Source organism: Streptomyces sp. NPDC005805 (assembly GCF_040630445.1).
Taxonomy (GTDB): Bacteria; Actinomycetota; Actinomycetes; order Streptomycetales; family Streptomycetaceae; genus Streptomyces.
This window is the reverse complement of sequence record NZ_JBEXXN010000009.1, coordinates 100552-111227: the sequence shown is the minus strand read 5'-3', so window position 1 is coordinate 111227 and position 10676 is coordinate 100552. Positions and strand designations below refer to the sequence as shown.

Here is a 10676-nt window from a genome sequence, read left to right as displayed (position 1 = left end):
GGTGTTCGCGGAGCCGGGGCGGTCTGGCGTCGGCGGCGCGCGGTCAGGGGGGTGTGCCGTGAGGCGCCGGGGCGCGTGTCAGGCGTCCGCGCACCAGGTCGCGATCTCCGTCGACGTGGGGCGGTCCTCGGGGCGGGGCGCGAGGGCCGCGGCGAGGACGGGGCGGATACGGGGCGGGTGGACGCCCAGGTCGGGCGGCTCATGGGCGGTGCCCGCGATACGGGTGGCGATCACGAAGCCGCTGCCCTCCCCGAAGGGGTGCCGGGCGGTCAGGGCCTCCGCCGCGACCAAGCCCAGGGTGAACACATCGGACGCCGGGGTGAGTTCGCGCCCCAGCGCGTGCTCGGGCGACATGTACTTCGGTGTGCCGACCATCCGGCCCGCCGTGGTCAGCGCGGAGGCGCCGTCCGCCGCCCGCGCGACGCCGAAGTCCAGCAGCCAGGGGCCCTCCGCCGTCAGCAGCAGGTTGGCCGGCTTCACGTCCCGGTGGATCAGCCCGGCCGCGTGCACCGCCGCGAGGGCCAGCGCCGTCCCCGCCGTCAGCCGCAGCACCCGGTCGAGGGGGAGCGGGCCGAGGCGGCGCAGGGTCGCGTCGAGGGGCACACCGGGGATGTAGCGGGTGGCGAGCCAGGGGCGTTCCGCCGTGGCGTCGTGGTCCACGACCGGGACCAGATGCGGGCCGTGCACCGAGCGCGCGGCCTCGACCTCCCGGGCGAAACGGGCCCGGAACTTGTCGTTCCGGGCGTGCTCGCGGCGGATCAGCTTCAGCGCGACGGGCAGCCGGCCGTCCCGGCTGCGGGTGAGGTAGACGGTGCCCATACCGCCCTCACCGATCCTGCCCTGGAGCCGGTAGCCCGCGATCTCGCGCGGGTCCTCGTCACGCAGGGGCTCCGGGCCCCGTGGGTCGCCCATCGCGGTCCCCCCTCGCCGACGGCAGCAGGGGAGCCTACCCGCGCGGGGCCCGTTCCGTGCCTCGTGCGGACGCCTCGTACGCGGCGACCACCTCGGCGGCCGGGCCGTCCGCGCGCAGCACGCCCGCCTCCAGCCAGAGGGCCCGGTCGCAGCTCTCGGCGACGGTCGTGTGGTCGTGGCTGACCAGGAAGACGGTGCCCGCCCGGGCGCGCAGTTCCTCGATGCGCCGACGGCTGCGCCGCCGGAAGCGGGCATCGCCCGTGGCCAGGGCCTCGTCGATGAGGAGGACGTCATGGGTCCGCGCGGCGGCGACGGAGAAGCGGAGCCGGGCGCTCATACCGGAGGAGTAGGTGCGCATCGGCAGGGAGATGAAGTCGCCCTTGTCGTTGATCCCGGAGAACTCCACGATCCCGTCGTAGCGTTCGCGGATCTCCCGGCGGGTCATGCCCATCGCCAGACCGCCGAGGACCACGTTCCGCTCCCCGGTCAGGTCCGGCATCAGGGCCGCGTTGACGCCGAGGAGGGTCGGCTGCCCCCGGGTCCAGATCCGGCCCCGCGTGGTGGGCAGCAGGCCCGCGACCGCCTTGAGGAGGGTGGACTTGCCCGAGCCGTTGGACCCGATCAGTCCGATGGACTCGCCCCGCCACGCGGCGAAGCTCACGCCCCGGACCGCGTGGACCTCCCGGCCGCCGGGGACCCGGTAGCGCAGGTGGACGCCGTCGGCGACGACGGTGGGGACGCGCTCGCCGGCGCGGCCTCCGGCGCCGTCCGCGGGTGGGTGCTCGCGGGTGCCGTCCGCTGGGGTGTGCCCGCCGGGGTCAGCCACGGCCGTACCTCTCCTCCGCCTGCCAGAAGTACAGGAACCCGCCAACCCCGGCGGCCAGCGCCCAGCCGGCGGCCGCCGCCCAGACGTGCGGGGGCAGCCGGTCGGCGGTGAACGACTCGATGAAGGCGAAGCGCATCAGGTCGATGTAGACGGCCGCCGGGTTGTAGCGGATCAGGAACCCGACCGCCTCCGGCACCCGGCCGCTCGCCAGCACCTTGTCCACGGACCACATGACCCCGGAGGCGTACATCCAGGTGCGCAGCAGGAACGGCATCAGCTGGGCCACGTCCGGGGTCCGGGCGGCGAGGCGGGCGAGGACCATCGACAGACCGGTGCTGAAGACGGCCTGGAGCGCCAGGGCGGGAACCGCCAGTAGCCAGGTCCATCGGGGGAACTCGCCGAACAGGGCCAGGATCAGCACCAGCGCGCCCAGGGAGAACAGGAGTTGCTGGAGCTGCTGGAGGGCCAGCGCGATCGGCAGCGAGGCGCGGGGGAAGTGGAGCGCGCGGACCAGGCCGAGGTTGCCGGAGATCGAGCGGGTGCCCGCCATCAGGCAGTTGGCGGTGAAGGTCCAGACGAAGACGCCGGTCACCAGGAAGGGCACGAAGTCGGGGACGTCGTCCCCCGTGCCGAGCAGTACACCGAAGATCAGGTAGTAGACGGCCGCGTTGAGCAGCGGGGTGGCGAGCTGCCAGATCTGGCCCAGCCGGGCCCGGCTGTACTGGGCGGTGAGCTTGGCGGTGGCGAAGGCGCCGATGAAATGCCGTCTGGCCCAGAGGCTGCGCAGATACGCGCCGAGGGGCGGGCGGGCGCCGCTCACCGTGAGCCCGTGGCGGGCCGCGAGGGCGGCGAGATCGGACCCGACGGTTCCGGCGGTGCTGTCGGTGGTGTCGGCGGGCTCCGGGGAAGGTGCCGGAAGCGGCGGTGCCGGGGAGGGGGCCGAGGGGGCTGTGGTCACGCGGATCGGCTTTCGGTGCGGACGGCCGGATGGAGGTTCACGACGGGACGATACCGTTTCGTCGCTACGGTGACAGTAGGGCGCTTCGACGTCGGAACGCAACTGTTCCGTCCCGGCCGGTATGCTTCCGGCCATGCCCGCACACCCCGGAACCCCCCGCGAGACGCCCGGCGACGCCCCCCGGCGCGCCCCCGCCGGAGCGGCCGTGCTCCGCGAGGACGTGACCGACGCGATCCGCGCCGCCGTCTTCGAGGAACTCGCCGCGGTCGGGTTCGCCCGGATGTCGATCGAGGGCATCGCGCGCCGGGCCGGGGTGGGCAAGACCGCGGTCTACCGGCGCTGGAAGTCGAAGCTCGCACTCGTCCTCGACCTGGTCTCGGCCGTCGCCGCCGAGGGGCTGCCCGCGCCCGCGACCGGCTCCCTGCACGGGGATGTGCGCGCGCTGCTGGAGGTGGCCGCGCACGCGCTGCGCCACCCGGTGGCCTCCCGGGTCATCCCGGACCTGCTGGTGGAGTCCGCGCGCCATCCGGAGATCGCGGACGCGATCAAGGCCGCCCTCCTCGACAGCCGGCAGGGGGTGGCCGCGGTCGTGGTCCGCGAGGCGGTGGCGCGCGGCGAACTGCCGGCGGGCACCGACCCCGACCGCGCGCTCGACCTGATCGTGGGCCCGCTCTACTGGCGGCTGGCCGTCGTCCGGGGCGAGCTGCCCGCCGGCTACCTGGACGGACTCGCCACCTCCGCGGTGGCGGCCCTCCGCGCCGGCTGACGCCCTGCCCCCGGAGCCCCGCCCGTCCCGCGCACGCCCACGCCCCCGCGGCGGGCCCGGATACCGCGCCCCGGGCCCGGGGAGGCCCCACCCGGCCGGGCTACGTGACACGCGGTGCGCCTTACGGGTGATTCCCGTGCCGTCCCGCGCCCCGAGAACGCAGCGCTGTCAACTCCCCGCCGCGTAAGTGTGTTCATCGGTGCACGTCATCGGCGTTGCCGGTTGCTACGTTCGGCCGCCATGGGTCTGCGCATGCGTACGGGAACCGCGCCGCTCGACGTGCGACGGGCGAGAGCCGTCGTGGTCGTCGTGTCGGTGGCCGCCTTCGTCGCCAAGACGGTCCTCGCCGCCACGACCCGCGGCCCCGCCGACGTCCGGATCTTCGACGCCTTCGCCGCCGTGATCGCCCGCGTCGGCCCGGTGGACGTCTACGCGACCCCGATCCCCGACCAGCCCGTCTACAACCACCCGCCCCTCGCGGGCCTGATGCTCCTCGGCTTCGACGGGCTGGAAGGTCTCGGCATCCCCTTCGGGGGCCTGATCCGCGCCCCCGCCTGCCTGGCCGATCTGGTCTCCGCGCTCCTCGTCCTGGAGATCGTCCGCCGTCGAAGGAGTCCGGGCGCGGCGCTGGCCTGCGCTCTCGGTTTCGCCCTGAGCCCCGTGCTCGTCGCCACCTCCGGCTACCACGGCAACACCGACTCCGTGGCGATCATGTTCATGGTCCTCGCCGCGTATCTGCTGGCCGAGCGCGGCAGGCCCGGGGCGGCGGGAGTGGCCGCCGCGGTGGCGATCAGCGTGAAGCTCGTCCCGGTCGTCGCCGTACCGGCGCTGGCCGTCGCCGCGCTGCGGGCCGGCCGGCCGGCCGCCGTGCGCTTCGGCGCCGGGTTCCTCGCCGTCCTCGCCGTGCTGTGGGGTCCGGCGCTGGCCACCGTCCCGGCGGGCCTGGGGGAGAAGGTGCTCGGCTATGAGGGCGGTCCGTGGCGGCTGTGGGGTCTACTGCGGATCGCCGATCTGGCCGGGGCCTCCGACGGGTTCGTGGCGGGACTGCGCGGGGACTTCCATCTGCTGTTCGTGCTGGCCTGCGCGGGGGCGGGCGCCTGGCTCGCCTGGCGCAGACCGGCGGACCCGGCGTACGCGGTCGCGCTGGCGACGACCCTGCTCCTGCTGCTCAGCACCGGCTCGGCCGTGCAGTACCTGGCCTGGCCCGTGGTCGGCCTCTTCCTGTTCGGGTTCTGGCAGGGCGCGCTCTACAGCGCGGCGGCGGGGGCGGCGGCCGTCGTCGTCTACGCGGGCCCGAGCGCGGTCCGCTGGAGCGACCCCGCGCTCCATCTCGCCGAGGCCGCCTGGCTGCTGCTCGCCCTTGGCATCGTGACCGGGCTGCGCCGGGCCCTGGACCGGCCGCCGGGGCCACGGGAGGACGGGCCGGTGCCGGTCGTCGCCCCGCGCGCCCCGGCGCCGGCCGCGCCCGCCTCACCCGTCAACTGACCCCCGCCCGAACGCCCTTCGCCCGTCCGTTCGCACCCGTCCGTCCGTCGTCCCCCGCTGTTCCCGGCCCCTTGCCGCCGTTCCGCCCGACGCAGAGTGGAGTACGTCCCCGTGATGGAGAGCCCGCCCGAGAGCCCGTTCGGGAGCCCCGGCCCGACCACCGCCGGGGCCGACGCCCCGGGCCCGCACGGGGACCACACCCCGGCCGGGGCCGCCCGTCCCGCCGGTGCGGAGCCCGCCGTGCCCGGGCCCGCGCGGCGGCCCGTCGCCGCCACCGCACCCGCCCCGGCGCACGCCCCCGCACCCGCGCCGGCGCGGGCCCCTGGGACCGGAGGCCCCGCGCCCCGGATCGGCATCCTCGTCGTCGCGTACAACGCCGAGGCCACCCTGGAGAAGACCCTCGACCGCATCCCCCGGGACTTCCTGTCCCGGGTCGCCGAGATCCTGGTGCTCGACGACGCGAGCGCCGACGAGACCTTCACCGCGGGCTGCCGCTGGTCGCAGCGGGAGGGCGTGCCGCCCACCGTGGTGATGCGCCACACCAAGAACCTCGGCTACGGCGGCAACCAGAAGGCCGGCTACGCCCTCGCCGCCGCCCGCGGCCTGGACATCGTCGTCCTGCTGCACGGCGACGGGCAGTACGCCCCCGAGCTGCTGCCCCAGATGGTCGCGCCGATCGAACGCGGCGAGTGCGAGGCCGTGTTCGGCTCCCGGATGAAGCAGCCGGGCGGCGCGCTGCGCGGTGGGATGCCCCTCTACAAGTGGCTCGGCAACCGCGTCCTCACCCGCTTCGAGAACGCCCTCCTCGGCTCCCGGCTGAGCGAGTTCCACTCCGGCTACCGCGCCTACAGCGTCGCCGCCCTGCGCCGGCTGCCGCTGGACCGCAACAGCGACGCCTTCGACTTCGACACCCAGATCATCGTCCAGCTCCTCGACGCGGGCCTGCGGATCGAGGAGATCCCCGTCCCCACCCACTACGGCGACGAGATCTGCCACGTCAACGGGCTGCGCTACGCCAAGGACGTGGTCAAGGACGTCCTGGAGTACCGCCTCGCGCTCAAGGGCTTCGGCACCTGCCCGTGGATTCCCAAGCCCGTGGAGTACGCCTTCAAGGAGGGCGACGGGTCCTCGCACGCCGCGATCCTGCGGATCATGCGCACCATGCCCCCGGGCCGGGTCCTGGATGTCGGCTGCTCCGGCGGGCAGTTCGCGGCCCGGCTGGAGGCGCTCGGGCACACCGTCACCGGCCTGGACTGCGTGGAGGTGCCGGGGGTGCGCGAGCGCTGCTCCCGGTTCGTCCTGGCCGACCTGGAGCGCGGCCTGCCCGCGGAGGCCGGCACCGGCTTCGACTACGTCGTCGCCGCGGACGTCATCGAGCACCTGTCCCGGCCGGAGGCCCTGCTCGCGCAGCTCCGGGACGCTCTGGTGCCCGGCGGCCGGATGCTGCTGTCGGTGCCGAACTTCAGCCACTGGTACTCACGGCTGCGGGTCGCCGCCGGCGCCTTCGGCTACGACCGGCGCGGCATCCTGGACGAGACGCATCTGCGTTTCTTCACCCGCGCCGGGCTGCGGCGGACCGTCCGCGCCGCGGGCTTCGACGAACTGCGGCTCACCTCCACGGGCGCGCCCTTCTGGTCCGTGCTGGGCGCCGGGGCGGCGGCCCGGGTGCTGAGCGCGACCTCCCGCCTGCTGACCCGCGCCCGGCCCACCCTCTTCGGCTACCAGTACGTGGCCGTCCTCACCCCGCACGCGGCGCAGACGATCGTGGCCGGGGAGCACGTCGACGTACAGGACGTCCTCAACCGGCAGTACACCCCGGCGGACGGCCGGGGCGCGGTGGCGGAGCGGCCCCGGGCGGGCGTCTCCCGCTGACCGGGTCCGGAGGGAGGGGGCGGCCGACCCGCCGCCCCCGGCCCCGCGCGCTACTTCACGGCTCCCGCCATCACACCGGAGACGAACTGCCGCTGGAAGGCGAAGAACACCGCCAGCGGAATGATCATCGACACGAAGGCGCCCGGCGCGAGCACATCGATGTTGTTGCCGAACTGCCGTACCTGCTGCTGGAGGGTGACCGTGATCGGCGCGGACTCGGAGTCCGCGAAGATCAGCGCCACCAGCATGTCGTTCCACACCCACAGGAACTGGAAGATCCCCAGGGACGCGATGGCCGGCCCGCCCAGCGGCATCACCACCCGGGTGAACAGCCGCACCTCGCCCGCCCCGTCGAGCCGGGCCGCCTCCAGCAGCTCCCGGGGGATCTCCGCGAAGAAGTTCCGCAGCAGGAAGATGGCGAACGGCAGCCCGAACGCCACATGGAAGAGGACCACCCCGAGGGTCGTCTCGAAGATGCCGACCGCGCCGAAGAGTTCGGACACCGGCACCAGCGCCACCTGCACCGGCACCACCAGCAGCCCCACGACCACCATGAACCACCAGTCGCGGCCCGGGAAGTCCATCCAGGCGAAGGCGTAGCCCGCGAGGGCGCCGATGACGACCACCAGCACCGTGGACGGGACGGTGATCATCAGGGTGGAGCCGAGGGAGTCGGTGATCGCCTCGTTCTCCAGCAGCCGGCTGTAGTTCTCCGTGGTGAGCTGGGCCGGGGCGGTCAGCACCTCCCACCAGCCGCTCTCGGCGATGTCCCCGGGGCTGCGCAGCGAGGAGAGCAGCAGACCGACCGTGGGCATCAGCCAGAACAGCGCGGCGAGCACCAGGAAGACCCGCAGCGCGCCCCCGCCGGTGCGGGTGGCGATCCGGGCCGCGAGGGAGGGCCGCTTCCGGCCGGTCCCGGTCGCCCTCTCCGGCACGGGCGCGGCCGGGACCGGGCTCCCGTCGGTGGTCGTCGTCCCCTCGGCGCTCATCGCCGTGCCTCCCGTCGCATCCGCCGGATGTTGAAGAACATCACCGGCAGCACCAGCAGGAGCAGCAGCACCGCGATCGCGCTGCCGAGCCCCAGGTCCGCGTCCGTGCCGAAGGAGGACCGGTACAGCTGGAGCGCCAGCACATTGGCGTCGTCCTGGGAGGAGCCCGGCGCGATGATGAAGACCAGGTCGAAGATCTTCAGGACGTTGATCATCAGCGTCACCAGGACCACTGCGAGGACCGGGGCCAGCAGCGGGACGGTCACCTTGCGGAAGACCTGCCACTCATTGGCGCCGTCCACCCGCGCGGCCTCCATCAGTTCACGCGGCACGCTCGCGAGCCCCGCCGCGATGAGGACCATCGCGAAGCCCGCCCACATCCACACATAGCTGCCGATGATCGCGGGGGTGACCAGGCCCGGGCCGAGCCAGTTGACGCCGTTGTAGGGCTCCCGGAAGTTCTCCGCGGGCAGCCTCAGCAGGGCGCCCTCCGCCGAGGCGGGCAGGGTGAAGGTGCCGTCGGCGGCCGCCGTGGTCTCGGCGACCACCTCGCCGTCCTTCACCGCCTGCACCGTGATCCCGGGCAGGCCCAGTTCCTTCTGGTCGACGACGTTGGGCCGCCCGCCGCCACCCCGGGTGAAGTCCAGCCAGGCGGTGCCGCCGATCCCGTCGCCGTCCGCCGCCGGGGCCTCGCGGGCCGGTTTCGCGTCGGACGGCATCTTCGCGGGGGCGACGCCGACCAGCGGGAGCCGTACCGGAGTGCCCGCGGTGACGGGCTCCTTGGTGACGTACGCCCCGCCGCCGGCCGCCTCCAGCGGGTGGACGGGCAGCGGCCGGGCGCCGGGGTAGCCGGCCGACTCGTTGAAGGTGTCGTGGACGCCCACCCAGACCGCGTTGGCGACCCCGCGTTCCGGGTCCTGCTCGTAGACCAGCCGGAAGATGATCCCGGCGGCCAGCATGGAGATCGCCATCGGCATGAAGACCAGCAGCTTGAACGCCGTTCCCCAGCGCACCCGTTCGGTCAGCACCGCGAAGATCAGGCCGAGGGCGGTGGCGACCGTGGGGGCGACGACCACCCAGATCGCGTTGTTCCTGACCGCGGTCAGGATGGTGCCGTCGGTGAAGATCTCGACGTAGTTGGCGAACCCGGCGAAGTCGCCGGACCGGTCGAAGAAGGACCGCTGGAGCGAGTACCCGATCGGGTAGACCACGAGCGCGCCCAGCAGCACCAGCGCGGGCAGCAGAAAGGCCACCGCCACCGCTTTACGTGTGCCTGTCACGCTCTTGCGCTTGCCCTCGGGGGGCGCCGGCACCGCCGGGCCCCCCTTCGTCTCGGCAGCCATGCCGTCAGCTCTTGTACGCCTTGGCCGCGTCCGCCTCAAGGCGCTGCTGGGTACCGGCGATGTCCTTCGGGTTCTTCAGGAAGTCCTGGAGCGCCTTCCACTCGCCCTTGCCGGGCGTCCCGCCGAACGACTGCGGCATCTGGTCCGACATGTCGAAGCGGAAGTCGTCCCCCGCGGCGATCAGCGCCTCGGCGATGTCCCGCTGCACGTCGTCCGGGTAGGCGGCGGTGTCCAGGGCCTTGTTGGGCGAGATGAAGCCGCCCGCGGAGGCCGAGATGGCCGCCGCGTCGGGGGAGGCGAGGAAGGTGAGCAGGGCCTGCGCGCCCTTGCTGTCCTTGAGGGCCACGGCCGCGTCGCCGCCGGTGACCACCGGGGCCTCGCCGCCGCCGACCGCCGGGAACGGGAACACCTTGGCGTCCTTGCCGATCTCCGCGTCCGTCTGCGCGATGTTGACCGCCACGAAGTCGCCCTCGAAGACCATCGCGCCCTTGGGGGTGTCCCCGCCGCTGAAGGTCTGGGTGACGGAGGCCGGGAACTCGGTCTGGAGGGCGCCGTCCGCGCCGCCCGCGATCAGGGACGGCTTGCCGAACAGCTGGGCCAGCGTGGTCAGCGCGTCCTTGACGGACGGGTCGGTCCACGGGATCTCGTGCTTGGCGAGCCGGTCGTACTTCTCCGGGCCCGCCTGCGAGAGGTAGACGTTCTCGAACCAGTCGGTGAGGGTCCAGCCGTCCGCGCCGGCGACCGACACCGGCGTCACACCCGAGGCGGAGATCGTCTCGGCGGTGGACAGGAACTCCTCCCAGCTCTTCGGCTCGCTCGCGCCCGCGTTCTCGAAGACCGTGGTGTTGTACCAGACCAGGGACTTGTTGGCGGCCTTGTAGTAGACGCCGTAGGGCGTGCCGTCGACCGCGCCGAGGTCCTGCCAGCCCTGCGAGTAGTTCTTCGCCAGCTGGGCCTTCGCCTCCGGCCCGACGGGCTTGGCCCACTTGCGCTCCACCACCTGCTGGATCGCGCCGACCTGCGGGAGCATCGCCACGTCCGGCGGGCTGCCGCCCGCGATCTTGGTGCCGAGGAAGTTGACGATCGGGTCCTGCGCGGGCACGAAGGTGACCGTGGCGCCGGTCCGCTTCTCGAACTCCTTCAGGACCTTGGTGAAGTTCTCCTGCTCGGGGCCGCTCCAGACGGCGGCCACCTGCACGGTCTCGCCCTTCAGGGACGGCAGTTCGACCGTCGCCTTCGTCTCCTTGCCGGTGCCGTCCTCCGGCGTCCCGGCACCGTCCCCGTCCGATCCGCATCCGGTCAGGGCCAGGGCGCCGATGGCTGCGAACACCACTGCGGCCCTGCCCGTACGAAGAGTTCTGCGCATTGCTGCCCCGTCTCTCCCGTGCGCTGCTGTCCCCTGCGCTGATGTCCCGTGACAGCAGGTCTACGCCCGTCGTCTGGGGCCCGCAATACCGCGATCGCGGGCAACCGGGCTTTCGTGATCGCCTTGTGACGTCGCGTCAGCTCGCGTCGACGGGTGCGG

The 10676-nt window shown here is 73.5% G+C and carries 9 protein-coding genes; 3 read left to right on the top strand and 6 right to left on the bottom strand.

Annotated elements, in window-relative coordinates:
• Positions 1-78: 78 nt before the first annotated feature.
• From ABZ457_RS07985 to ABZ457_RS07975, 3 genes are all read right to left on the bottom strand, one after another.
• Positions 79-912, bottom strand: a complete 834-nt coding sequence (locus ABZ457_RS07985; protein WP_359155106.1) for a serine/threonine-protein kinase — start codon at positions 910-912, stop codon at positions 79-81.
• Between the two features lie 34 nt (positions 913-946).
• Complete coding sequence (locus ABZ457_RS07980; protein ID WP_359155164.1) at positions 947-1621, bottom strand: ABC transporter ATP-binding protein; 675 nt, start codon at positions 1619-1621, stop codon at positions 947-949.
• A gap of 109 nt (positions 1622-1730) precedes the next feature.
• Positions 1731-2558 carry an ABC transporter permease gene (locus ABZ457_RS07975; RefSeq protein ID WP_359155162.1) on the bottom strand — a complete coding sequence of 276 codons (828 nt, stop codon included), beginning with the start codon at positions 2556-2558 and terminating at the stop codon, positions 1731-1733.
• A gap of 259 nt (positions 2559-2817) precedes the next feature.
• Here ABZ457_RS07975 and ABZ457_RS07970 point away from each other — a divergent pair, with 259 nt between their 5' ends.
• From ABZ457_RS07970 to ABZ457_RS07960, 3 genes are all read left to right on the top strand, one after another.
• On the top strand, positions 2818-3462 hold the full coding sequence (locus ABZ457_RS07970) for a TetR/AcrR family transcriptional regulator (protein WP_359155104.1): 645 nt from the start codon (positions 2818-2820) through the stop codon (positions 3460-3462).
• Between the two features lie 240 nt (positions 3463-3702).
• A complete protein-coding gene (locus tag ABZ457_RS07965) occupies positions 3703-4947 on the top strand; it encodes a glycosyltransferase family 39 protein (protein ID WP_359155102.1) in 1245 nt (414 codons plus the stop codon).
• A 114-nt stretch (positions 4948-5061) separates the two neighbouring features.
• Positions 5062-6819, top strand: coding sequence for a bifunctional glycosyltransferase/class I SAM-dependent methyltransferase (locus tag ABZ457_RS07960; protein ID WP_359155100.1), 1758 nt, complete (start codon positions 5062-5064; stop codon positions 6817-6819).
• 50 nt (positions 6820-6869) lie between these two features.
• On the opposite strand, the gene ABZ457_RS07955 is transcribed toward ABZ457_RS07960, so the two are convergent.
• The 3 genes from ABZ457_RS07955 to ABZ457_RS07945 all read right to left on the bottom strand — a co-directional run bounded on the left by ABZ457_RS07955 (position 6870) and on the right by ABZ457_RS07945 (position 10517).
• Positions 6870-7808 carry a carbohydrate ABC transporter permease gene (locus ABZ457_RS07955; RefSeq protein ID WP_359155098.1) on the bottom strand — a complete coding sequence of 313 codons (939 nt, stop codon included), beginning with the start codon at positions 7806-7808 and terminating at the stop codon, positions 6870-6872.
• The gene (locus ABZ457_RS07950; RefSeq protein ID WP_359155159.1) at positions 7805-9088 is read right to left on the bottom strand and encodes a sugar ABC transporter permease; all 1284 of its coding nucleotides are present in this window, start codon (positions 9086-9088) and stop codon (positions 7805-7807) included. Before ABZ457_RS07950 ends, ABZ457_RS07955 begins: the two co-directional genes overlap by 4 nt.
• 67 nt (positions 9089-9155) lie before the next feature.
• Positions 9156-10517 carry an ABC transporter substrate-binding protein gene (locus ABZ457_RS07945; protein ID WP_359155096.1) on the bottom strand — a complete coding sequence of 454 codons (1362 nt, stop codon included), beginning with the start codon at positions 10515-10517 and terminating at the stop codon, positions 9156-9158.
• Positions 10518-10676: the final 159 nt, after the last annotated feature.